Source organism: Campylobacter sp. B0100352/1 (assembly GCF_020135855.1).
GTDB lineage: Bacteria > Campylobacterota > Campylobacteria > Campylobacterales > Campylobacteraceae > Campylobacter_D > Campylobacter_D taeniopygiae.
Genome location: NZ_JACHTP010000015.1, coordinates 18,563 through 42,486 on the forward strand (window position 1 = coordinate 18,563; position 23,924 = coordinate 42,486).

22 protein-coding genes are annotated in these 23,924 nt (G+C 29.9%); 21 read left to right on the forward strand and 1 reads right to left on the reverse strand.

The annotated features are described in order from the left end of the window. Positions 1-3 precede the first annotated feature (3 nt). Positions 4-2,367: a DMSO/selenate family reductase complex A subunit gene (locus H2279_RS05530; protein WP_337195855.1), complete on the reverse strand. Its 2,364-nt coding sequence runs from the start codon at positions 2,365-2,367 to the stop codon at positions 4-6. Positions 2,368-2,636: 269 nt separating this feature from the next. Here H2279_RS05530 and H2279_RS05535 point away from each other — a divergent pair, with 269 nt between their 5' ends. From H2279_RS05535 to H2279_RS05635, 21 genes are all read left to right on the forward strand, one after another. After that, entirely contained in the window at positions 2,637-4,175 is a 1,539-nt protein-coding gene (locus tag H2279_RS05535; protein WP_337195856.1) for an ABC transporter substrate-binding protein, read from the forward strand. Beyond that, positions 4,175-5,110 (forward strand): ABC transporter permease, encoded by a 936-nt coding sequence (locus tag H2279_RS05540; protein ID WP_337195857.1) that lies wholly within the window; start codon positions 4,175-4,177, stop codon positions 5,108-5,110. The genes H2279_RS05535 and H2279_RS05540 overlap by 1 nt, the downstream gene beginning before the upstream one ends. After that, entirely contained in the window at positions 5,103-5,891 is a 789-nt protein-coding gene (locus tag H2279_RS05545; protein WP_337195858.1) for an ABC transporter permease, read from the forward strand. The genes H2279_RS05540 and H2279_RS05545 overlap by 8 nt, the downstream gene beginning before the upstream one ends. Then, the gene (locus tag H2279_RS05550; protein ID WP_337195859.1) at positions 5,888-6,598 is read left to right on the forward strand and encodes an ATP-binding cassette domain-containing protein; all 711 of its coding nucleotides are present in this window, start codon (positions 5,888-5,890) and stop codon (positions 6,596-6,598) included. The genes H2279_RS05545 and H2279_RS05550 overlap by 4 nt, the downstream gene beginning before the upstream one ends. Next, on the forward strand, positions 6,591-7,256 hold the full coding sequence (locus H2279_RS05555) for an ATP-binding cassette domain-containing protein (protein ID WP_337195860.1): 666 nt from the start codon (positions 6,591-6,593) through the stop codon (positions 7,254-7,256). Before H2279_RS05550 ends, H2279_RS05555 begins: the two co-directional genes overlap by 8 nt. Before the next feature lie 129 nt (positions 7,257-7,385). Then, positions 7,386-7,775 carry an NAD(P)H-quinone oxidoreductase subunit 3 gene (locus H2279_RS05560; protein ID WP_137624020.1) on the forward strand — a complete coding sequence of 130 codons (390 nt, stop codon included), beginning with the start codon at positions 7,386-7,388 and terminating at the stop codon, positions 7,773-7,775. Next, positions 7,757-8,260 (forward strand): NuoB/complex I 20 kDa subunit family protein, encoded by a 504-nt coding sequence (locus H2279_RS05565; protein WP_137624019.1) that lies wholly within the window; start codon positions 7,757-7,759, stop codon positions 8,258-8,260. The genes H2279_RS05560 and H2279_RS05565 overlap by 19 nt, the downstream gene beginning before the upstream one ends. 2 nt (positions 8,261-8,262) lie before the next feature. Beyond that, complete coding sequence (locus H2279_RS05570; RefSeq protein WP_337195861.1) at positions 8,263-9,054, forward strand: NADH-quinone oxidoreductase subunit C; 792 nt, start codon at positions 8,263-8,265, stop codon at positions 9,052-9,054. A gap of 1 nt (position 9,055) precedes the next feature. Further along, positions 9,056-10,282: an NADH dehydrogenase (quinone) subunit D gene (nuoD, locus tag H2279_RS05575; RefSeq protein WP_137624017.1), complete on the forward strand. Its 1,227-nt coding sequence runs from the start codon at positions 9,056-9,058 to the stop codon at positions 10,280-10,282. Next, a complete protein-coding gene (locus H2279_RS05580) occupies positions 10,279-10,506 on the forward strand; it encodes an NADH-ubiquinone oxidoreductase subunit E family protein (RefSeq protein ID WP_137624016.1) in 228 nt (75 codons plus the stop codon). The genes nuoD and H2279_RS05580 overlap by 4 nt, the downstream gene beginning before the upstream one ends. Further along, entirely contained in the window at positions 10,503-11,195 is a 693-nt protein-coding gene (locus tag H2279_RS05585; protein ID WP_337195862.1) for a hypothetical protein, read from the forward strand. Before H2279_RS05580 ends, H2279_RS05585 begins: the two co-directional genes overlap by 4 nt. Further along, the gene (locus H2279_RS05590) at positions 11,192-13,654 is read left to right on the forward strand and encodes an NADH-quinone oxidoreductase subunit G (RefSeq protein ID WP_337195863.1); all 2,463 of its coding nucleotides are present in this window, start codon (positions 11,192-11,194) and stop codon (positions 13,652-13,654) included. Before H2279_RS05585 ends, H2279_RS05590 begins: the two co-directional genes overlap by 4 nt. Further along, positions 13,647-14,645, forward strand: a complete 999-nt coding sequence (gene nuoH / locus H2279_RS05595) for an NADH-quinone oxidoreductase subunit NuoH (RefSeq protein WP_137624013.1) — start codon at positions 13,647-13,649, stop codon at positions 14,643-14,645. Before H2279_RS05590 ends, nuoH begins: the two co-directional genes overlap by 8 nt. Before the next feature lie 8 nt (positions 14,646-14,653). Then, the gene (nuoI, locus tag H2279_RS05600; protein ID WP_137624012.1) at positions 14,654-15,295 is read left to right on the forward strand and encodes an NADH-quinone oxidoreductase subunit NuoI; all 642 of its coding nucleotides are present in this window, start codon (positions 14,654-14,656) and stop codon (positions 15,293-15,295) included. Next, positions 15,292-15,810: an NADH-quinone oxidoreductase subunit J gene (locus tag H2279_RS05605; protein ID WP_337195864.1), complete on the forward strand. Its 519-nt coding sequence runs from the start codon at positions 15,292-15,294 to the stop codon at positions 15,808-15,810. Before nuoI ends, H2279_RS05605 begins: the two co-directional genes overlap by 4 nt. Then, entirely contained in the window at positions 15,807-16,100 is a 294-nt protein-coding gene (gene nuoK, locus H2279_RS05610) for an NADH-quinone oxidoreductase subunit NuoK (protein ID WP_137624010.1), read from the forward strand. The genes H2279_RS05605 and nuoK overlap by 4 nt, the downstream gene beginning before the upstream one ends. Position 16,101: 1 nt before the next feature. Next, positions 16,102-17,892 (forward strand): NADH-quinone oxidoreductase subunit L, encoded by a 1,791-nt coding sequence (gene nuoL, locus H2279_RS05615; protein WP_137624009.1) that lies wholly within the window; start codon positions 16,102-16,104, stop codon positions 17,890-17,892. 1 nt (position 17,893) lies between these two features. Continuing rightward, positions 17,894-19,390 (forward strand): NADH-quinone oxidoreductase subunit M, encoded by a 1,497-nt coding sequence (locus tag H2279_RS05620; RefSeq protein WP_337195865.1) that lies wholly within the window; start codon positions 17,894-17,896, stop codon positions 19,388-19,390. Beyond that, a complete protein-coding gene (locus H2279_RS05625) occupies positions 19,374-20,750 on the forward strand; it encodes an NADH-quinone oxidoreductase subunit N (protein ID WP_337195866.1) in 1,377 nt (458 codons plus the stop codon). Before H2279_RS05620 ends, H2279_RS05625 begins: the two co-directional genes overlap by 17 nt. A 12-nt stretch (positions 20,751-20,762) precedes the next feature. Then, complete coding sequence (locus H2279_RS05630) at positions 20,763-23,123, forward strand: tetratricopeptide repeat protein (RefSeq protein WP_337195867.1); 2,361 nt, start codon at positions 20,763-20,765, stop codon at positions 23,121-23,123. Between the two features lie 220 nt (positions 23,124-23,343). Further along, positions 23,344-23,924 (forward strand): PDC sensor domain-containing protein (locus H2279_RS05635; protein WP_337195868.1); only part of this gene is annotated, 581 nt, incomplete at its 3' end.

Below are 23,924 nucleotides of genomic sequence, written 5' to 3' on the forward strand. Positions count from 1 at the left end.
TCCTTAAACTTTTGCAATTTGCACTAAAATGGAATGTTGTCCGTTGCCTTTTGAAATAGCAGTTGGCACTATACTTGCTAAAGAATTAACGCAAGTTCCTACATCGATACCATTTTCATATTTAGCCCACGCTCCTTGAGGGGTGACCGCACAACCTGGTATGATTTTTGGTGTTACTTTAGCCATTCCTTGGATAATACCTAAGTCATTTCTAACTTGGATCATATCTCCTGTTTTAATATCTCTTTCTTTAGCATCTATTGGATTGATCCAAATTTCTTGAGGGTTTGTTTCTCTAATTTGCGGAATTTCCCAAAAACTAGAATGGGTTCTTCCTTTGTAATGATATCCGTAAAATTGCAAAGGATATTTTTCTTTTAAAGGATCAAGTATGCCTTCTCTTTGACTTTCAAATACAGGAATAGGAACGATTTGTTGCCCCTCTCTTAATTTCCAAGTTTTTTGCATTTTAGCAAGTTCATTGCTATAAATTTCAATTTTACCGCTTGGGGTTTTTAAAGGATGATTGATAGGATCTTTTATAAAATCTTCAAGTGCGACAACAGGTTTAACCGGATCAAATTTTACAAGTCCTTTTTCGCACATTTCTTCAAAACTTGGCAAGAGTGGATTTTTTTTCATACTTTCTTCATAAAGATATTTTAACCAGTCTTTTTGAGTTTTTCCTTCACTAAATTCTTGTTCTATACCTAATCTTTTGGCAAGTTCGATACACATTTCATAAATAGGTTTTGCCTCGCCCACAGGCTCTATAGCTTTTTGACAATAGATAATATAAGGCCTATCGCTATAATACCCCGCACTAGGCCTAATAAAATCTTCTTGTTCTAGCATAGTTGCATCAGGCAAAATATAATCAGCATAATTATTAGAGGGTGTTCTTGTAACATTGATATCAACGATGCATTCACACAAACTTTCATCGCTTAAAATACGATCGACTTCTTTAATGGTACTGTGCTGATTGGTTAAACAATTTCCTGCTGTATTGAAGATAAATTTGATATTTTGTTTGAGTTGTTTTGTTCCACGCACCCCATCACTAAGATCTGTCATTTCTTTACCGCGATAAATAGCATCGGTATATAAGAAACAAGGAATAGAATCTTTAATAGGATTTTTATAAGGCATTCCCATAATATCGTAAGTTTTACTTGATCCGGTGCGACAACCTGTATTGCCTCCTTTTATTCCTATACTTCCTATCATGCAAGCTAAAGTTGCAATAGCTCTTGCATTTTGCTCCCCATTAGAATGTCTTTGTACTCCCCAGCCTTGTTCGATAAAACAAGGTTTGGTTAAAGCGATTTCTCTTGCAAGTTGAGTGATGCGACGAGATGGAATTTTTGTGATTTTGCTCGCCCATTCGGGAGTTTTTTCTATACCATCATAAGTTCCTAAAACATAACTTTCATAACTTGAATTTTTAGGTGCATCGCTTGGTAGGGTATTTTCACTAAAACCTATAGTATAGGTATCGAGGAATTTTCTATCTAGTAAATTTTCTTTAATCATCACATAGGCTAAAGCTGCGATTAAAGCTGCGTCCGTTCCAGGAGCTATTGGAATCCATTCATCACAATGCCCTATGCAAGAATCATTATATCTTGGATCAATATGGATAATCTTACAACCACTTTCTTCTAAAGCTTTATGATAAGCATAGCCTATGCCACCTCCGCCCATTCTAGTTTCTACATGATTAGCACCAAAAAAGATAGCGAGTTTTGCAGAACGTAGAGTCGCGATATCGCTTGCAGGAGATCCTCCATAAAAATAATTCATTGCATTTGTAATTTGCGCTGTTGAGTAAGAATTATAATAATTTAGATAACCTCCATATAGACTTAAAAGTCTTGCCCAAGGGCCTGAAGTGCAGCGATTGATAATAGTTCCGGTGGTTCCTGTAGCATAGGTGATAAAAAATGCTTCATTTCCGTATTTTTCTTTTACCTCTTTCATTTTTGAAGCGATTTCATCGAAAGCTTGCTCCCAAGAAATAGGCATAAATTTACCTTCTCCTCTTTTACCTACTCTTTTTAAAGGCCTTTTAAGTCGATTGGCATTATAAACCTTATATCTTGAACTTCTTCCTCTAACACAAGCTCTAGCTTGACGTGTGTCAAACTCATCTTCTCCTTCATTGTCCGTGCTAACGTATTTTACAACCCCATCTTGAGTATGAACCTTAATAGGACATTTTGTTCCACAATTTACATTACATCCTGCCCATTTTGTTACTATGGGCGAGGTTTTTAATAAATTCGAACTTAACTGCATAGGAGTTAAAGCTAAACCACCAAATAAAGAACTCCATTTTAAAAAATCTCTACGATTTTGCTGCATGTATGCTCCTTTGTATTTTGTTACAAAATATTTAATCATTATATTCCAAAAAAATATAAAATTCAAGTAAAATTAAGACTAAAAATATCTTAAAATAGGGGTTTGATTGTATAATTTTGATATTTAATCAATATTTATATTTATTTTAGTTTTTATAAATATTTAAATTTTGTAATGTAAAAATTTTATATTGATTTATCCCCTCTAGGGGCTTGTGGCTTGTTTGGTTTTATTTTATAATTAAATAAATACAATTTTTAAGGAAAAAGATGTTTAGATTTTGGATTTTTATCTTAGTTTTGTTTGTGAATTTACAAGCAAAGATTCCAAAAGATACTTTAATCATCGCAGTGGAAAATGAAATTTCAAGGATAAATCCTGCGTATAGTGAAGATCATGATGTGCTTATTAATCTTATTTTTTCAGGACTTGTTTATTTTGATCAGGATATGAATTTAAAGCCGGATTTAGCAAAGTCTTGGAAAATCAGTAAAAATGGTTTAGTTTATGATATTTTTTTAAGGGATGATGTTTTGTGGCATGATGGAGTAAAATTTAGCGCCCAAGATGTTAAATTCAGTATAGATGCTTTTAAAAATTCGAAAAATAATTCTCCATTGTATGTTAATTTTGACAATGTAAAAAAAATAGAAATAATCAATCCTTATCACATAAAAATTACGCTTTTTGAACCTTATCCGGCTTTTTTGGATGCTTTAAGTATAGGAATACTGCCAAAACATTTGCTTGAAAATAAAGATCTAAATACAGCTTCTTTTAATGAACATCCCATAGGAACAGGAGCTTATAAATTTGTTGAGTGGAAAAAAGGAGAATATGTAAAATTAGAAGCTAATGATAAATTTTATCGAGCTAAGGTTAAAACTCCAAAATTAATCATAAAGCATATTTTTGATCCTTTAATTGCGAGTATGGAACTTCAAAATGGCACTATAGATGCTGCTTTGATCGACAATTCCTTATTAAATATCTTTAAAAATAATCCAAAATTTAAGATTTTAAGAGAAAAATCGGTTGATTATAGAGCTTTAATGTTTAATTTAAATAATGAATTTTTAAAAGATGTAAGAGTAAGAAAAGCGTTAAATTATGCCGTAGATAGAGAAAGTATAGTGAAAAATCTCTTGCATGGATATGGCATGGTTGCCTTTCATCCTTTGCAAAATTCTTGGGCAAATCCTAAACATTTTAATTCTTTTAATTATGATGCGTTAAAGGCAGAAAAATTGCTTTTGGATGCTGGTTTTACTAAAAATAAAGATGGAATTTTTCAAAAAAATGGAAAAGAATTGAAATTTCAAATTTATGCTATGAGTAATGATCCTTTAAGGGTAAGTTTAGCAGGAATTTTGCAAAGTGAATTTAGAAAAATTGGGGTTTTAACGCAGATTGTAGCAAAGCCGGCTGGTAGTTTTGATTATTCTAAGGCTGATAGTTTTGTTATTGGTTGGGGGAGTCCTTTTGATCCTGACTTTCATACTTTTAGAGTTTTTGAAAGCTCTCAAGATAGTGATTTAAATGAACAAGGTTGGAATTTTGGGCATTATCATAATAAAAAAGTTGATGATTCTTTATTTAGGGCTAGAAATACTTTTGATCTAAATGAACGCAAAAAATATTATAAAGAATTTATTGATGCCTTATATGATGATCCTCCTTTTATTTTTCTTGTTTATTTAGATTTTGCTTTAGTTTATGATGCTAAGATTAAAGGCATTGAGTCTAGAATTTTGGGTCATCATGGTGTAGGCTTTACTTCAAATATTTATGAATGGGTTAAGCTCTAGTGCTTTCGCGTTTATTTTTTGGTATTTTAGTAGCTTTTTTAAGTACCTTTTTATGCTTTATAATGTTACATTTTAGCAAAGCCAATATAAGCTATGCTAATGGTAGCAATACTCAAAGTAAAGAATTTGTTAAAAGAGTGGAAAAAAATTTAGGACTCGATAGACCTTTATTGATTCAATATAGAAATTGGATTTTTAAAGCTTTAAAGGGGGATTTTGGTGTATCTTTTTTAAGCGGAGAAAGGGTGTTAAAGATTATAAAAGAAAGGTTTTTAAATACTTTGATTTTAAGTTTTAGCGCCCTAGGTATTTTATTTTTTTTGAGTATTTTTTTGGCTTTTGTGGAGTATCATTTTAAAAATAGTTTTATAGAAAAAATCATTACTTTTGTAACATTAAATTTTTTCGCCCTGCCTCCTTTGGTGATCGCATTGATTTTTATATTTATTTTTAGCTTTTTTGGCCATTTTTTATCAATCGGTGATATAGAATTTGAAAATGACTTTTTTAGTCGTTTAAAGCATCTTATTTTTCCTATTTTGGTTCTTGTTTTATCTCATTTGGCTTTATATTTAAGAATAGCAAGAAATCTTATCCATGAGAGTTTTTCTCAAATTTTTATACAAAATCTTTATGCTAGAGCTTTAAAACAAAGTGATATTAATCGTTTGGTTTTAAAATATTGTTTAGGTTCGATTATCTCTTATTTTGGAGCTACTGCTTTAAATTTCATCATGGGAACTTATATTGTAGAAAATATTTTTAATTTTAGTGGGATTGGATTTTTATTGATTCAAAGCATTATTTATAAAGATTTTCCTGTGGTTTTGGCTTTATTGTTCTTAAGTGTTCTTTTTGCGACATTGCTAAGTTTTTTAAGTGATATAATTTCTCAAATTTTAAATCCAAAGTTAAGAAAGTTTTCTTTTGTTTAAGATTTTTATTTATCTTTCACCCTTAATCGTTTTATCTATATTGGCTTTATTAGCGCCATTTTTAGCTTCGTTTGATATTTTATCAATACATTTGCAAAATGCTTATCAAGCTCCAAATCAAATTTATATTTTAGGTACGGATTTTTTAGGTAGAGACTTGTATTCTCGTTTGCTTTTTGCTTTGAGAAATTCTTTATTAATAGGAGTTTTTGGTTCATTTTTATCCATTTTTTTTGCGATTTTTTATCTTTTTTTGGCACGTTTATTTTTTTATACTTTTTGGGTGAGAATATTAGATCTTTTTTTAGCCTTTCCTGCTTTTTTATTATTGATGTTTTTTCAAAATTTTATGAGTGTAAATATGCTACTCATGAGTGTATTAATCGCTTTAATACATTGGTGCTTCGTCGCTAGGATGCTTGAGAGTGAATTAAAAAAATTAGAGAGTTTGGAATTTTATAAAGCAAGTATAGTTTTAGGAAGAACTCCTTTGAAAATTTTTTTAAAAGATCTTTTGCCGGCTTTAAAATCATTGATTTTTACACTTTTTGTTTTTAATATTATCCATGCTATTGCTACAGAATCCACTTTAAGTTTTTTTGGGCTTGGCATGGGGTTTGAAATTCCAACTTTGGGAATTTTGTTAAATGATTTTTCAAAAGCAGTTTTTGTAGGAGCTTGGTGGGTAATATTTTTTCCACTTTTAACTCTTATATTACTTTTTTTACCGCTTTTATGGTTGGGTAATTTTTTACAGGATCGCTGGGGAGTGAGATCTTGAGAGTTAAAAATTTAAATATAAGTTTTAAAAATAAAATTTTACTAAAAAATATTAGCTTTGAGTTAAAAAAAGGTCAAGCTTTAACGGTGCTAGGAGAAAGTGGAGTAGGAAAAAGTTTATTAAGTAAAGCTTTAGTGAGGCTTTTGGATTCTAAATTTAGTTTAACTGCTGATGAATTTAGTTTCAATGGAGTTGAAATTTTAAAGCTAAAGAAAAATCAACTTAGAGAATTTAGATCTAAAGTCGCATTAGTGTTGCAAGATAGCGAGTTAAGTTTATATCCTTATATGGACTTAGGAAAATTATGCTCTTTTATTTTAAAAACTCATACAAATTTAAATCAAAAAGAGTATAAAAAATATGTTTTTTCTTATTTTGAAAAATTGGGTTTTGAAAATTTGGATTTATTATGGCATTCTTATCCTCATGAGTTAAGTGTAGGGATGGCTAGGAGAGTAAGTTTAGCTTTAGCTTTATTGCACAAGCCAGAAATTTTAATTTGTGATGAGGTAAATGCTTCATTGGATGAAAAAAATAATCAAAAAATCATTCAAATTTTAAAAGAGTTAAAAAAAGATATTGCTTTGGTTTGTATCACTCATGATTTGCATTTAGTACATTCTTTGGCTGATGAAATTCTTCTCATAGAAAAAGATAAAACTAAACTTTATACTTTGGATCAATTTTTAGGAAATATGAATGCTTAAAGTGCATCATTTGAGTAAATTTTATGAGATAAAAAAACATTGGTATTTAAAAAAAGAAAGATATACAGTTTTTAAAAATATTAATTTTTCTCTAGAAAAAGGTGAAAATTTAATGATTTTAGGGCAAAGTGGTTGTGGAAAAACGACTTTGGCAAAAATACTTTGTTTTTTAGAAGATCCAAATGAGGGTGAAGTTTTATATCAAAATCACAATGTACATAAGATCAACAAAGAAAAACAAAGAGTTTTAAGAAAAGAAATACAATATTGCTTTCAAGATCAAAAAATGGCTTTAAATCCCTATAAAAAAATTAAGAATTTAATACAGGATGGTTTGGAAAATTTTAATTTAGAAAAGAATGATGAGGTGATTTTTGATTTTTTTGATCGTTTTGGCTTAAAGCGACAAATTTTAGAATGCAAACCTTATGAATTAAGCGGCGGAGAAGCTTCTCGTATAGGACTTATCCGTGCTTTAATTTTAAAACCTAAATTATTGATTTTAGATGAAATAACTTCAATGCTTGATACAAAAAATTCTAACGAAATTCTTTGTTTTTTAAATCAATACCAGCAAAAACGCAATATTTCTTATATTTTTATAACCCATCATAAAAATTTATTTGATAAATTCAAGTATAAAAAAATCCAATTTTAATATAAAATTAACACAAATTTTTTTATTCTAAGTTTTAATATAGAAATTTTAGAGTAAAATATTATCTTTGCGGGATAAAATTTTATTGCAAGACAATAAAAAATGTTTAAATTTAAAGAAGGAGAGCAAATGTCTCATATAGATGTGGCACACCCTTATTTTGGTATCTTTTTAATGATAGTGCTTGCTAGTGTAATCTTTTTTGGATTGGTTTTTCTAGCTTCAAAAATCGGCAATAATTTTGCCTCAAAAAATCGAAAAAGACTAGGACTTGGAATTTATGAATGTGGTCCTATACCTGTTAAACAAGCAAATAAAATTAATTCTCAATTTTTTATTGTCGCTTTGATATTTATTCTTTTAGATATTGAAGTCGTATTTTTATTTCCTTGGGCTTTGATTTTTAAAATCCTAGGATGGTTTGGACTTTTAGAAGTGTTAATTTTTATTTTACTTTTAGGAGTAGGTTTTTTATATGCATATAAAAAAGGAGCGTTTGCATGGCAGAGCATCAAATAAATTATGCTAGCGGTTTACCAGTAGTTTTAACTAGTGTTGATAAGCTTGTTCAATGGGGTAGAAGTAATTCTTTATGGGCTTTATCTTATGGTTTGGCGTGCTGTGCTATAGAAATGATGGCAGCAGGAGGTTCAAGATACGATTTTGACCGCTTTGGAACTATTTTTAGAGCTTCTCCTCGTCATAGCGAAGTGATGATTATCGCAGGAACTTTGAGTAAAAAACACGCTGAATTTACAAGAAGACTTTACGATATGATGCCTGAACCTAAGTGGGTTATTTCAATGGGAAGTTGTGCAAATACCGGAGGAATGTTTAATACTTATTCTACGGTACAAGGAGTGGATCGTATTATACCGGTAGATATTTATGTACCAGGTTGCTCTCCTCGTCCTGAAAGTTTTCAATTTGCTTTGATGATTTTACAAAAAAGAATTCGTAAAGAAAAAGCAAGTCGTAAAATTGCACCAAAAAGGTTGGTATAAAGATGAGAAAATATAGTGATAAAAAAGATGTTCAATTAAAAAATTATTATAAAGATAGATTTTATCATGCTCCATATACAGCTAAGATCAATGTTGATGAGAGTGAATTTAAACAAGATTATGAAATTTTAAAAGAGCAAATTGGAATTTTAGATTCTTTTATAGAGCTTGATTTTTGGGTGATTCAAATCAATAAAGAAGATAATATTAAAACCTTGCAAATTCTTAAAAATCTAGGCTATGTATCTTTCACTGAAGCAAGTGCTATTGATTTTGTTGCTTCTAGAAATGGTTTTGAGGTTTTTTATCAGCTTTTAAATATCGATAAAAAATTAAGAGTAAGAGTTAAAACTTTTGTAGGCGTTAAAGAAAGATTGCAAAGCGTTACTAGCGTTTTTAAAGGAGCCAATTGGAGCGAGAGAGAAATTTATGATATGTATGGAATATTTATCATCAATCATCCAAATTTAAAACGTATTTTGATGCCTGATGATTGGTATGGTCACCCTCTTTTAAAAACCTATCCTTTAAAAGGAGATGAGTTTGCACAATGGTATGAAATTGATAGAATTTTTGGAAAAGAATATCGTGAAGTTGTTGGACCTGAACAAAGAGATTCTGGCTTTGTGGATGATAAAGATACTCTTAATTTTGCAAGAATTTATCATGAAACCGCTAAAGGAGCTAATCCTAAAGAAATATCTTTCAAACAAGAATATCAAGAAGAAGAGGGCGTTGCTTTTGTGAAAAAAGTCAAACGCGATCAAGCAAAAATTTTAGAGAAAAGGCGTTAAAATGCAAATTCCTAGCAAGTTAAAACCTTATTATGAAAATATAGCTTTTGAACAAGAAGATTCAAAAATGATTATCAATTTAGGGCCTCAACACCCTTCAGCACACGGAAATTTACGTCTTATTTTAGAGCTTGATGGGGAACAGGTCGTGAAGGCACGTCCAACTATAGGTTATATGCATCGCGGTATGGAGAAAATGGCTGAAAATATGATCTATCAAGAATTTATTCCTACAACCGATAGAATGGATTATGTTGCAGCTTCTTCAAATAACTATGCTTATTGTGCTGCAGTTGAAAAATTATGTGGTTTGGAAATTCCACGCAGAGCCCAAGTGATTCGTATGATATTATTAGAACTTAATCGTATAGGATCGCATTTGCTTTGGCTTGCAACTCACGCACTTGATATCGGAGCTATGACTGTATTTTTATATTGTTTTAGAGAAAGAGAATATGTTTTAGATTTGATTGAAAAGTATTGTGGAGCGAGACTTACACATTCTTCAATGAGAATTGGAGGAGTGATGCTTGATTTGCCTGAAGGCTTTTTACAAGAACTTTTAGCTTTTTGCGATAAATTTCCTAAAGATATCGCTGATTATGAAGCTTTATTAGATGATAATCGAATTTGGCGTTTAAGAACTGAAAATGTTGGCGTGGTAACTAAAGAACAAGTTTTAAATTGGGGTTGTAGTGGAGTACTTTTAAGAGGAAGCGGAATTTGCTATGATATACGCAAAGAAGAACCTTATTTGCTATATAATGAAGTGGATTTTGGTGTGCCTTATGCAACTCAAGGTGATTCTTATGCAAGATATAAAGTTTATATGCAAGAATTTAGAGAAAGTCTTAAAATTTTAAGACAATGTGCAGCCCTTTATAAGGATACGCCGCCTGAAATTTTAGCTAACCATCCAGAATATGTTAGTGCTTCAAAAGAGCAAATTTTGACACAAAATTATTCACTCATGCAACATTTTGTTTTAGTTACTCAAGGCTTAAAGCCTCCAAAAGGTGAAGTTTATGTGCCTACTGAAAGTCCAAAAGGCGAGTTAGGATTTTTTATCCATAGTGATGGAAGCGGAAGACCTTATCGTTTAAAAGCTAGAACTCCTAGTTATTGGCATTGTTCTTTTTTTGAAGAAATGTTAGTGGGAACGTATTTAGCGGATGTGGTTGCGATCATGGGTAATGTAAATATAGTTTTAGGTGAGATTGATCGATGAGAAGAGTAGATTTAAGAAAGAGCAAAGCGCTCTTTGAGGATTTAGCACAGACTATTAAAGAGGCTAAGGTAGGGGAAGTATTGGTGATTCTTTTTGAAATCGGTGATTTTTCTGCTGTAGAAAAAAGTTTTTCTTTTGTAAAAGAAAATGGATGCGAACTTCTTAATTCTTTAAAATTTAATCAAGTCGATTGGACTATCGTTATCAAAAAGGAAAGTGTATGATTTATGAAAAGGCACTTTGTTTTTTAGATATGCCAAGCATTAAAAATAAAGATTTATGCACAAGAATTCAGGGTGAGAATGTTAATATTTCTTGTTTAGAGGATAAGTTTTTAAAAGCTAAATTTTATAAATGTGAAATTGCAAGTTTGAGTTTTGTTTTAGCCTTGCTTTGTAAAATGAGTGATGAAAATACTTTTAAAGATTTAGATGAAGGTTATTTAAGTGCTGAATCTTGTTTTGGGGAAGAAGAAGCAAGCGATACATTGAATTTTTTAAAAACGGCAAAATATTTAATCATAGATAAAAATATTGATTTATACAAAGACAGTGAAAATATAAAATATTTTTTAAATTTTTTAAGCCAAAAGTATCAGCTTAAAATTTTAGACAGCAATGAAAAAGAATGCCATTTTGAAAATGCAAAATTTAATCCTTTAAAAGAATTGGATAATTACGATGGATTAGTGCTTTTTAAGGCTGATTTGGATGACAATAATTTACATTGCTCAAAGCAATTTTTACAAATTTCAAAATGCAAAGATCAAAGCGAAGTAGAAATTTTAGCCAAAGATTTCAATCTTAAAACCACACTTTGTTTAGATGAAAATTTACAAGGCACTATTGGTTTTTTAAATCATGAAAATTTTGGTTTTGATTTTACTCAAATTCGCATAAAGGAAGCAAAATGACAGTTAAAATAAATGGTATAGATTGCGCCTTTGAAGAAGGCGAATATATCCTTAATATAGCAAGAAGAAATGATATTTTTATTCCTGCAATTTGTTATTTGACCGGTTGTAGCCCTACTTTAGCGTGTCGTATGTGTATGGTAGAGGCTGATGGTAAAAAGGTTTATTCTTGCAATACCAAAGCAAAAGACGGTATGGTTGTAGAAAGTGATTTGCAAAATTTATGGGATGAGAGAAATGAGATCATGCAAGCTTATTGTATCAATCACCCATTAGAATGTGGAGTTTGTGATAAATCCGGTGAATGTGAGCTTCAAAATTTCACACACAAAACAAGAGTGAATGTACAAAGACATTGGATAAAAGACACTCATAAACCACATAAACATTGGGGGATGATCAATTATGATCCAGCTCTTTGTATAGTTTGCGAACGCTGTGTCACAGTTTGTAAGGATAAGATCGGCGAAAGTGCTTTAAAAACTGTTCCACGTGGAGGAGATGCTGTAGATGCTGGTTTTAAAGAAACAATGGGCAAAGATGCTTATGCAATTTGGACAAAATTCCAAAAAAGTTTAATCGGCCCATCCAATGGTGAAAGTCTAAATTGTTCCTTTTGTGGAGAATGTACAAGTGTATGCCCAACGGGAGCTTTGATCGGATCAAAATTTCAATACAGCTCTAATGCTTGGGAGCTTACAAGAATTCCAGCAGCAAATCCTCATTCTAGTGATTGTGAGCTTATGTATTATGATATCAAACAAAGTGGAATTAGCGATCAAAAGCCTAAAATTTATCGCGTGAGTAATGATTTTGCTTTTGCAACTTTAAATAAAGCAGCAAGATTTGGTTTTGATACGCAAAATGAAGCTACTAAAGACGAAAAAGCTTTTAATGAACTTGTAGCACTTTTTGAAAAAAATGAAATTAAAAATATTAAATTCAATAGCTTTATAACCAATGAAGAAGCTTTGATTTTGCAAAATTTAAAGCATAAGTTTAATCTCAATCTTATTAATGAAGAGGCTTTAAAATTTAAAGAATTTCTTAATGAATTTATAGAAAATTCAGGAGAAATGTATAATGCCGTAAGTGATGATATCACCAAGAGCGATTTTTTGGTAGTTTTAGGAACTTTATTAAGATATGATGCGCCAACTCTAAGTTACAAAGTTAATAATTCTTTAGTAATGAATAAAGGAGCAGGGCTTTATTTTCATCCTATAGGGGATTTGGGTGTTGAAAAATATTCTAAGAATTTTCTTTCATGTATCCATAAAAGTGGAGATGAAGAGCAAATTTTATATTTCTTGCTTCAAAAATTTACAACAGATGAAAGCATTAAGGCTCATTTAGCTGAATTTTTTGTTAAAGAAAATAAAGAAATTGAAGAAACGATCAATGAAGAAGTGATTGAAAAAGTTGTAGAAAAAGACGAAGAAGGCAATGAGATCGAAAAAGAAGCGAAAAAACTTGTTCCAAAAAAAGTAAAAAAGAATATAGAAGTGCAACGTTCTGTTTTTGCTAAAAATTTAGGTTTGGATGAAGATAAGCTTGAGGATTTATTGCTTAAAAAGTCTAAATTTACTCTTGTGGTTGGTAGCGATTTTTACTTCCACCATGATGCTAAAAAACTTGCTAAGTTATTAGCACTAATACAAACAAGCACTCCTTTTAAAGTTTTTCTAAATCCTACGCATACTAATACTTTGGGTGTAGCGATGATTTGTGATTTAAGCGCTGATAAAGCAGAAGGTAAAACTTTGGGTTATAATGAAAAAGGAGATTTTACATTTTCTTATGAAGAGCACGCTGATTTGGCGAGTTCTAGTTTAAATCAGCAAGAAGGAACATTTTTAAATTATGATAAAAGAGTAGTTCCAACAAATGCTGCTTTAGAATTTGGCGGATATTATTTAAATGATTTATCTAATGCTTTAGGATTTGATCAAGAATATACCATTGATTATACAAAGAGACTTCCTATGGATAAAGGTTTTTCTCCTATTGAATTTGATAATTTGGAAAATTATTACACCAATGGCGGAGAATGCAAAAGGGGCTATCAGCTTAATTTAGATTGTTTTAAGAAAAACGCTAAGAAAGAATTTTTAGCTCCAAATTCTAATACTTTAGAGCCAAAAGATAATGATATTTTGCTTTATAGTGCAAATCCTAGTTATCAATTTGGTAGATTTTCAAATCGTGCAAGTGCGATCAATGAAGCAATATTTATTGGAATCAGTGAAAATTTAGCCAATGAAAGAAATTTAAAAGATAAAGACTTAGTAAAAATTACAATAAATAATAAAGAAATAAGCTTAAGTGTGCGTGTGGATAAGGATCTAAAAAACGGAGCTTATTTACCATATTTTGATGAAAAGATAGATACTTTGAGCTTTTTTGATCAAAGATTTATTTTAGCACAAATACAAAAAATAGGAGCAAACAATGAGTGATTTTGCTTTTTTTGTTTTAGTAACTTTAATAAAATGCGTTATTGTGGTTGCATTTTTTGCGACTTTAGCAGGACTTGCAACCTATGCTGAAAGAAAAGTTTTGGCGTATTTTCAACGTCGTATAGGGCCTGATATGGTCGGTCCTTTTGGTTTGATTCAGCTTGTTGCTGATATGATCAAGCTTTTCACAAAAGAGGATATTATTCCTTATAATTCTCAAAAAATTATTTTTGCAATAGCACCTCTTTTGTCTGCTATTTGCGCCTTTGTTTCTTTAGCAGCTATTCCAATGTTGCCCGAATTTACACTCTTTGGGCATATTATCCAGCCTTTAATTTCTGATATTAATGTAGCTTTACTTTTTGTTATAGGAACTTCTGGACTTTGTTTTTATGCTGTATTTTTAGGTGGGCTTTCAAGTAATAACAAATGGTCTATTTTGGGCGCTGCAAGAGGGCTTGTAGCTATCATTTCTTATGAAAGCGTTGGAGCTTTGGCTTTAATGGCTATTGTGATGCTTGTGGGTTCTTTTTCTTTGGTGGATATTAATAATTATCAAAACGATGGAATTTTGTCTTGGCTTATTTTTAAACAACCTTTAGCTTTTATACTTTTTGTTATAGCTCTTTTTATCGAAACCAATAGAACTCCGCTTTGTCTAACAGAAAACGATGCTGAAATTGTTGCTGGTTATGGAACAGAATATTCCGGACTTCGTTGGGGTATGTTTTTCATCGGTGAATATGCTAGTATGATAGCGGGTGCTATTTTAATTTCTTTGCTATTTTTAGGAGGTTTTAATAGCTTTTGGATTATTCCTGGTTGGATTATGATGATATTAAAATCAGTATTTATTTTCTTTTGGTATTTTTGGGCTAGAGCCGCTTTTCCTCAATTGCGTCCTGATCAGGTAATGAGGATGTGTTATTTAATTTTAATTCCTTTGGCAGTTTTAAATCTTTTAATTACAGCCTTAGCAGTGCTTTTATAGGAGTTTAAATGAAAAATTATTATTTGGTTGATGAAAAAAGAAAAACGCCCGTTACGACGTGGCAAAAAATTTTACAAGCCTTAAAAAGAAGTATCAAACTTGAGCTTTTTGTGGGTTTATGGGTGGTGATGCGTGAAATGCTTAAAAGAAATAATAGTGCAACCATAAAATATCCTTTAGAAAAACTCCAACTTGATAATCGTTATCGTGCAGTGCATAGGCTTATGCGTTTTATAGAAAGTGAAAATGAAAGATGTATAGGTTGTGGGCTTTGTGAAAAAATTTGCATCAGTAATTGTATAAGAATGGAGACCTCCCTAGATAAAGATGGACGCAAAAAAGTAAATAATTATAGTATTAATTTGGGGCGTTGTATTTATTGTGGATTTTGTGCTGAAGTATGTCCAGAACTTGCTATAGTTCATGGTTTAGAATATGAAAATGCAGCAGAGCAAAGATCTTATTTTGGCTATAAGCAAGATTTTTTAACTCCTATTGACAAATTAAAACAGCAAGTAGAATTTGAAGGAGCTGGAAGTCTAAGAAAAGATGCTGATTTATTGGTTAAGAAAACTCCAAATTATTATGATGCAATGCAAAATAAAGCCTTAGAAACTCAAGATCAAAATTCACAAGGAGAAGTCAAATGATAGAAACTTTAGCCTTTGTATTTTTTAGCATATTTGTCTTAGGATTTTTTTTAATAGCGGTTTTAAGCAAAACTATGCTTTATTCTCTTTCAGCTTTAGCTGGAGGAATGGTATTTTTATCAGGATTTTATTTTTTATTAGATGCAGATTTTCTAGGTGCGATACAAATCATCGTTTATGGTGGAGCTGTGCTTGGAATTTATAGCTTTGCTATGATGTTTTTTGATGCTTCTAAAGAATTTAAAGAAAAGATTAAAGCTAAAAAAAGTTTTTTTGTTTTGATATTTTTAAGTGCCATTTTTCTTTTATTTGCTATCTTAGGTTTTAAATATCAAAATGTAAAAACAGATCTACCTTTGCAAGATTTAACTTTATTTAATAATAATCAGCAACTTGCTTTACAGGTTTTCTCAAAATATCTTTTAGGCTTTGAATTGATAGCTATATTACTCTTGATTGCTCTTGTTTGTGCCATAGTACTTACTCACAAAGAGCTTTTAAAGGAAAAACAATGATAGAAAAATATTTTTTTATAGCCATTTTAATGTTTGTGATTGGACTTATTGGAATTTTAAAAAGACAAAATCTCATTATGTTATTTATTTCAAGTGAAATTTTGCTCAATGCTGCAAATTTAGCTTTAGTAGCTGCTTCAAAAATGCATCAAGATTTAAATGGTCAAGTTTTTGCACTTTTTATCATAGGTATTGCAGCTTGTGAAGTGGCTGTTGGAGTAGCTTTATGTGTGCTTTGGTATAGAAAAAATGGCACATTAGAATTAAAAAGTTTAAAAGAGGAGGCTTAGTATGCAAAATTTAGTTTTAGTTTCACTATTGAGTCCTTTTATATCCTTTTTATTTGCAAGTTGTTTTTCTTTAAGCCAAAGAAAGATTTTTGTAGGTTATATATGCGGGATACTTATAGCCATTGGAACTTTTTGTTCTTTGTACTTGCTTTTTAATAATTTTAGCGGTAATATAAGTTTTTTTGAATGGTTTATAGGGGTTAATTTTGGTTTTAATATAGACTCTATCTCACTTACAATGATGTGTGTTGTCGGTATTGTGGCTACTTGTGTGCATTTTTATAGCATTTTTTATATGGCACACGATGAGGGATTTAACAAATTTTTTGCCTACTTAGGACTTTTTGTTTTTTCCATGCTTTTTTTAATCACAAGTGATAACTTTTTAGGTCTTTTTGTAGGTTGGGAAGGTGTTGGACTTTGTTCTTGGCTTTTAATAGGCTTTTGGTATAAAAATAATACCTATTCTTTTGCGGCTAATGAAGCTTTTATTATGAATAGAATTGCTGATTTGGGTATGCTTTTAGGAATTTTTTGGCTTTATATCCAAGTGGGAACTTTAAATTATGATGAAGTTTTTTCCAAGGTGCAAAACCTTGATCATAATGCTTTGATTTTAATAGCAAGCTGTTTATTTATAGGTGCTATGGGAAAATCTGCACAATTTCCTTTTCATACTTGGCTTGCTGATGCGATGGCGGGACCTACTCCAGTTTCAGCTTTAATCCATGCTGCAACCATGGTTACAGCTGGGGTTTATTTGGTTATTAGAGCAGGAGAAATTTATTCTTTGGTTCCTGAAGTTTCTTATTTTATAGCTATTCTTGGAGCTTTTGTGGCTATATTTGCCGCTTCTATGGCTTTGGTGGCAAGGGATTTAAAACGTATCATAGCGTATTCTACTTTATCTCAACTTGGATATATGTTTGTAGCGGCTGGACTTGGAGCTTATGGTATAGCTTTGTTTCATTTGGCAACCCATGCTTTTTTCAAATCTTTATTATTTTTAGGTGCTGGAAACGTAATGCATGCTATGAATGATAACTTAGATATTAAAAAAATGGGTGGATTATTTAAACCTTTAAAAATCACGGCTATTTTTATGACTATAGGATCTTTAGCTTTGGTAGGAATTTATCCTTTTGCAGGATTTTTCTCAAAAGATTTGATTTTAGGATATTCTTTTATAATTCATAATCATGGAATATTTTTAGTGCTTTTAATTGCAGCTTTTATGACAGCTTTTTATAGTTTTAGGCTTTTAATGCTTGTATTTTTTACCAATTCAAGACACGATGCACACCCACATGAAGCAAGTAAAATAGCACTTTTAGCCATGACTCCTTTGATGATTTTGGCAATTGTTTCAGGATTTTTTGAACACAGCTTTTTTAAATATATTAGCTCTAAGCTTGTATTTATAGATGCTCAAGATCATATCGTGATGATTTGTGCCAGTGCAGCAGGAATTTTAGGGATACTTTTGGCTATCATTGCGTATAAATTTTCTTGGTTTAAACCAAGCATAGAAGAAAACAAAATACACAAACTTTTAAGTAATGATTATTTTATACCACATTTTTATCATAAATTTATAGTAAATAAATACGAAAGTTTATGTGCAATTATGAAACATTGCGATGTTTTTATTTTTGATGCAATTGTTGAAAAAATTTCTTTTTATGCTAATTTAATTTCTAAAAAAATGATTATGCCAAATAGCTTAAATTTAATGCTTAGATTTTTGGTGGCTGGTTTTGTGATTTTACTTATTTTGGCAAGGATGGTGTAAAATGCTAAATTATTTAATTTTATTTCCTCTAGCCGCTGGTTTGATTGCTCTTATTTTAAACCGTGGCGGAGTAAAGATTTTTAGCGTTTTGGCGAGTTTAATTATACTTGCTTTAAATGCTAAATTTTTCTTTGATGGAATTAATGGGGTTGATTTTGAATACAAACTCCCTTTTAAAATAGCTAATTTATTTGAATATCATGTTGGAGTAGATAGTATTTCTTTAGTCTTGATGCTTTTGAGCTCTTTAATGATATTTTTAAGTTTTTTATTTTTAAAAATTGAAAAAAAGGCAATTGTTTCTTGTATTTTCTTTTTAGAATTTGCCATTATGGGGCTATTTTCTTCACTTGATGGTTTATTGTTTTATGTATTTTGGGAATTTTCTCTTTTACCTTTGCTGTATATCATGGGTGTTTACGGCAAGGATTATAGACCAGGTATTAAATTTTTCATTTATGCCTTTGCCGGTTCTATTTTAATGCTCTTAGCCTTAATTTATCAAGCGTATGCTACTTATAAACTTTTAAATGTTTTCACATTTGATTTAGAAATTTGGAAAAATAATGCCTCTGCATTTAGTTTCAATGAACAACTTTTACTTTTTGGAGCATTTTTCATTGCTTTTGCTATTAAAGCACCTCTTTTTCCATTGCACACATGGGCACCAAAAGTTTATGCAAATTCGCCAATTTTAGTTTCTATGATGCTAGTTGCTTTTAAAATGGCTCCTTTTGGTTTTTTACATTTTTGTTTGCCACTTTTTCCGGATGCGAGTGTTTATTTTATACCTTTAATTGCAGCTTTATGTATCGTAAGTATTATTTATAATGCTTTAATTGCCTATCGTGCCTCAAATTTAAAAGAATTGATCGCTTATAGTTCCATTTCTCATATTGGAGTTATGGTTTTAGGGATTTTTTCTTTAAATATTTTAGGAATCACAGGAGCTGTATTTTATATGTTTGCACATGGTTTAGTTACTGGAAGTTTGTTTTTAATGGCTGAACTTTTATATAAAAAATATGGAACTTTAGAGATTTCACATTATCATTCCTTAGCACGCAAGGCGCCTTTATTTACTATCTTTTTTGCTTTGATTTTGCTAGCGAGTATTTCTTTACCTTTAACCATATCTTTTGTAGGAGAATTTTTAGCTCTTTTAGGTATTGCTAAAGTAAGTTTGCTTTATGCGTTTTTAGCGGGATTTGTGATCATACTTGGAGCGATTTATATGCTTGCTGTATTTAGAAAAATGTTTTTTATGCAACAAGATACAAATCTTGAAAGTTTTTCTTTACATACAAGAGAAATTATTACTCTTGTTATGGTAGCTTTTTTAATTTTTTCTTTGGGTTTAGCTCCAAAAATTTTCTTAAATCCACTAGAAAAAAATGTTAATTCTCTTGTTGAATTAATGAAAACAAGAGCCATAAATCAAGAAAATATAAATTTTTTAAATCATATTAAAGGAGAAAACAATGTTAGATTTAGATAATATCAGTAATTTAAATATCTCCTTATCTTATCCTTTTTTGTTTTTAATTGCTATTGCTATTATTCTTTTATTGTGCTCGGCTTTTGGAAAATTTCATAGGACATTTTATATAGGCACTTGTGCTTTATCTTTGATCGTTAGTACTTTTTTAATTTTAAGTAATGTATCTTCTTCTGGTTTAGGTGCATCAAAGGCATTTTTAGGAACTTTAAATAATGATATCTTTTCTTTTTATAGTTCTTTAATCATTTTATGTTTTTCATTTTTATATCTTTTAATGCAAAAAGATGAAAATAAAGGTGAATTTTATAGTTTGTTTATGTTTATGATTTCTAGTTTATTGCTTATGGTATCGAGTTCAAATTTAGTTTTAATTTTCATAGGACTTGAATCATCATCTTTGGCTCTTTATACTCTTATAGCAATGCGTGGAACTCATAATGCTGTTTCGAGTGCTATCAAATATTTTAGTGTTGCTGCTGTAGGTTCTGGATTTTTCGTAATGGCTTCAGCTTTGATTTATATGAAAACAGGAACTTTAGACTTAGATGCAAAATTGGCATTAGAAAAAGATCCTATACTTTTAACCGCGGGAGTGATGATTTTTGTTTTATGTGCTGTAAAACTTTCTTTAGCTCCTTTTCATTTTTGGTTAAAAGATGTATATTTTGCAACTTATTCAAATTTGGCAGCTTTTATTTCAGTAGTGCCAAAAATAGCTATGTTTGTGGTAGTATTAAGACTTTTTGGATTTTTTGATCATATTGGATTTGAAAATATTATCAGTATATTGGCAGTGTTTTCTATGTTAGTCGCTGCAATTGCCGCATTAAGTCAAAAAGATGTGAAAAAAATGTTCGCTTATAGTTCTGTGGTGCATTCTAGTTTTGTTTTGGCTGCTTGTATTCCTTTATTTGATACTAAAGAAGGGGTTTTAAATCCTATATTTATTTATTGGGCCTTGTTTAGTTTTTCTAATTATGGTGTGTTTTTAATTTTAAGTAATTTCCGTTTCACTTCATTTGAAAATCTCAATGCTTTATTGACCAAAAAACCTTTAATCGCTTTGTCACTTGCTTTTTGTGTGCTTTCACTTGCAGGAATTCCACCTTTTGGAGCTTTTTGGGGAAAAGTTATTGTTCTAAAAACCTTAATTATTGAAGATTATTGGTATTTGGCTGTATTTATGGCTTTAGCTTCAGTATTTATGCTTTATTCTTATTTAAAAGTAATTATTCACGCTCTTTTTGTTAAGAGTAGTTCTGAAGCTTCTTATGTGCAATTTAATTTTATACAAGGTTTTGTTTTAGCTATTTGTGTATTAATAAGCATTTTTGGTGTTATTTTTATAAAAATATAATATAATTATTTTATGAGAATTATATTTTTACTTTTATTGAATGTTTATATTCTTTTTGCTTTTGAATTAACTTTAAATACTGGCCGCGAAAATAAGCAAAATTTCGCGGTTTTACATGTTCAAAATGATTTAGATTTTACTTGTCAAAAATTTGTAACTGAAAATAAAATACATTTTGAATGTATTATTCCAGGTATTGTCGATACTCCTTTAAATAATCAAAATTTTGCAACATTTGATTTGAAATTTTTCAAAGAAACTCAAAAAATTAAAATGGTTATATTGCCTAAAACAGACGCAAGAATGTTTGATTTATCTCAAAATATATATATTGATAAAGAATTAAGCAATTCCACTTCTCATAAAAGCAAGGGCTTTACTTTTGTCTTCACTGATAATTTAATCAGAAAAAGAGATTATGATGGGCTTAATTTTGGTATTAATTTTCCGTATGAAAGCTTACCTTATGTAGGAGCACTTGATTTAAATTCTAATCCCGTTGTTATTCCTCAAAGTGCGGATATTAATACTTATTTACGCATTAAAGATGAATATGATAAAGCAAATTATCAACAAGTAGCTATTGATGCTGATAATGCAATAAAGCGTTACGCAAAGAGTATTTTTATGAGCGAATTTATTCTTTATAAATTAAGAGCTGAAAATCAACTTTATACTCAAGATCCTAGCTTTAGGGACAGAAAAATTTTAGAAAAAATGATTGCAGATGCTAAAAATTGGACTCGAACTTTTACAAGTGATAGAAATTTTTTCGAAGTATCTTATATAATGCTAAGAGCTTACATTGCTTTATCTAAGAATTCTGATATTAATTATATGATGTCAATTTTAAATAATCAACCTAATAATTATTTTTCTCAATTAGCAAAGCTTGATTATGCCGATTATCTTTATAGCTTAAGAGAAAGAAGTAAAGCTATGGATATTTATGAAGATATTTATCTAAATACCAAGAATTTAGATTTAGCTGCTAGAGCGGCGATGGCTTTGGCTAAAGATAGCATTTTAAATAATAACATAAATAAAGCAATGGAGTACGCAAATACGATTTTAAAAGCTAATCCGCAGTATTTTGGAAAAGATAGATTTAGATCTTTAGATCTTGCCAAACTTTTTGATCAAAATAAGCAATACGGTATCAGCTCTAATATTTATCAAAATATTTTTAATAAAATGTCAAGAGTGAGTCAAAAATATGAGGAAGTTTTAAAAGACTTAGCTTTAAGTTTGTCTCGAGTAGGAAAAGTGAATGAAGCTAAAAAATATATTAATTTATATTTAAATGAGTATTTAGACGACGGTAAATATTTAGATGAGATTAGAAAAGCTAGAGATGAGTTGTTTTTTGCGATGGATGATGAAAATTCTACACTTTCACATAAACATTATGCCATGCTTATAAAAGAATATGCTCAAAAAGATGAAAATATAGTTAATAAAGCTTTAGATAAAGATATGCAGCTTTATTATAAAGAAGGAAATTTTAGTGCTATTTTGGGATATAAAAAACAAATAGAAGAAAGAAAACTTCCTAATTCTTTAAAATTATTACAGCAAGCCGTGGTTGATCTTTTAAATAGCAAATTAAAATCTGATAATTGTATCGAAGCAACGGCTATTTTTGCACAATTTAAATCTTATGAAATAGGGCAAAAAATAAATGATAAAAAACATATGTTAGATTGTTTTATCAGAACTTCTAAAGTTGAAGAAGCTATGGATTATACGGATAAAAATTATAATGAAGATCCTATATTTTTTGGATTAAAAAAAGCATCAATGCTTTATGATAACAAGCAGTATAGGCAAGTTTTAAAAATTGCCAAAGAAATAGCCGAGTCAAAAATTTTAAAAAGTGATGAGGAGAATTTTAAAGCTTACTATTTGCAATTTTTATCTTATTTAAAAATGGATGATTATAATAAGGCTATTAGTGTATTAAAAATTTTAGAGACTTTTCCAATGAATTTCAATATGGTAGAAGCCTATGATACTTTATTATCTTATGCAGATGATCATAAGATGCAAACAACGATTCTTACTTATGCTCCTAAGGCTATTGATTATCAAAATTTAAAAGGAATTAATCTTTATAGTCCAAATCTTGAATTTATTTATCTAGACACTTTAGCTAAAGTGAATGAAAATGAAAAGTCTTTAGCTGTTTTAACTGATTTATTAAAATTAAAACTTTCTGATGATGATAGAGCAAGGGCTTTGTATATACAAAGTTTAACCTATGAGAGAATGAAAAATACTCAAGCTGAAAAAGAAAGTTTGCAACAATGTTTAAAATTAAAACCTTCAAATTGGCAAAATTTATGTCGCGATAAAAATCAAATTTTAAAATAGTTTTTAATTATTTTGTATTTTATATTAAAGCTTTAAAGAGTTTTTTTAAAGCTATATCTTTTTTGCTTAAACAATTTTTATTAATTTATTAACTTTATTTTCAAGCACATTTAGCTCACATTTCACATTCGCTTCATTTTATTCTTTTATTATTAGGTGTTTCATATTTAGAATATTAAAACCAATTTTCTAAATGAATAAAAATATTTTAGGAGAAAAAATGAAAGAAAAAACAAAATCTTTTGGCGTATCGTTAAAATTAACTTTTTATATAGGTGTTTTGATAGTTATTATATTAGCTATCACAAGTGCTATTAGCTATTTTGAATCTAAAAATAACACTTTTGAATTACTTAAAAGCACTCAACTAAAAACCGTAGAAGATGTTGCAATGACATTTGATAATTATGGAAAAAGCAGACGAGTTGCAATGGAGGTTTTGGCTAAAGAAATTGAAAAAGTATTAGATAAAGGCAACGATGAAGAAATCTTTAGTTTGTTAGAATCTTTCAAAGAAGCTTTTGGCTTTAAACTTGTTTTTTTAGGTTTTGAAAATTCTGGAAGAGTTCTTTTGTCAGATAGAAAAATATTGGATTCTAAATCTTTTGCTCTCAAAAATTTAACATGGTATCAAGAAGCTAAAAAGACAACAAAATCAAGTGTATATGGTCCTTATCAATCTTTGATGAACAATAATCATATTTTAACCTACGCAATGCCTATTTATAAAAATGGGAAGCTTATGGGAGTTGTCGGAGGAGATTGTACTCTAGAGCAATTTTCCAAAGATGTTTTAGCTTA

Coding starts and splice junctions, on each gene's coding strand:
- nuoH (WP_137624013.1), top strand. CDS start 13,647: ATGAGTGATTTTGCTTTTTTTGTTTTAGTAACTTTAATAAAATGCGTT.
- H2279_RS05625 (WP_337195866.1), top strand. CDS start 19,374: ATGTTAGATTTAGATAATATCAGTAATTTAAATATCTCCTTATCTTAT.
- H2279_RS05605 (WP_337195864.1), top strand. CDS start 15,292: ATGATAGAAACTTTAGCCTTTGTATTTTTTAGCATATTTGTCTTAGGA.
- H2279_RS05585 (WP_337195862.1), top strand. CDS start 10,503: ATGATTTATGAAAAGGCACTTTGTTTTTTAGATATGCCAAGCATTAAA.
- H2279_RS05535 (WP_337195856.1), top strand. CDS start 2,637: ATGTTTAGATTTTGGATTTTTATCTTAGTTTTGTTTGTGAATTTACAA.
- H2279_RS05620 (WP_337195865.1), top strand. CDS start 17,894: ATGCTAAATTATTTAATTTTATTTCCTCTAGCCGCTGGTTTGATTGCT.
- H2279_RS05590 (WP_337195863.1), top strand. CDS start 11,192: ATGACAGTTAAAATAAATGGTATAGATTGCGCCTTTGAAGAAGGCGAA.
- nuoI (WP_137624012.1), top strand. CDS start 14,654: ATGAAAAATTATTATTTGGTTGATGAAAAAAGAAAAACGCCCGTTACG.
- H2279_RS05560 (WP_137624020.1), top strand. CDS start 7,386: ATGTCTCATATAGATGTGGCACACCCTTATTTTGGTATCTTTTTAATG.
- nuoK (WP_137624010.1), top strand. CDS start 15,807: ATGATAGAAAAATATTTTTTTATAGCCATTTTAATGTTTGTGATTGGA.
- H2279_RS05555 (WP_337195860.1), top strand. CDS start 6,591: ATGCTTAAAGTGCATCATTTGAGTAAATTTTATGAGATAAAAAAACAT.
- H2279_RS05530 (WP_337195855.1), bottom strand. CDS start 2,367: ATGCAGCAAAATCGTAGAGATTTTTTAAAATGGAGTTCTTTATTTGGT.
- nuoD (WP_137624017.1), top strand. CDS start 9,056: ATGCAAATTCCTAGCAAGTTAAAACCTTATTATGAAAATATAGCTTTT.
- nuoL (WP_137624009.1), top strand. CDS start 16,102: ATGCAAAATTTAGTTTTAGTTTCACTATTGAGTCCTTTTATATCCTTT.
- H2279_RS05630 (WP_337195867.1), top strand. CDS start 20,763: ATGAGAATTATATTTTTACTTTTATTGAATGTTTATATTCTTTTTGCT.
- H2279_RS05570 (WP_337195861.1), top strand. CDS start 8,263: ATGAGAAAATATAGTGATAAAAAAGATGTTCAATTAAAAAATTATTAT.
- H2279_RS05580 (WP_137624016.1), top strand. CDS start 10,279: ATGAGAAGAGTAGATTTAAGAAAGAGCAAAGCGCTCTTTGAGGATTTA.
- H2279_RS05565 (WP_137624019.1), top strand. CDS start 7,757: ATGGCAGAGCATCAAATAAATTATGCTAGCGGTTTACCAGTAGTTTTA.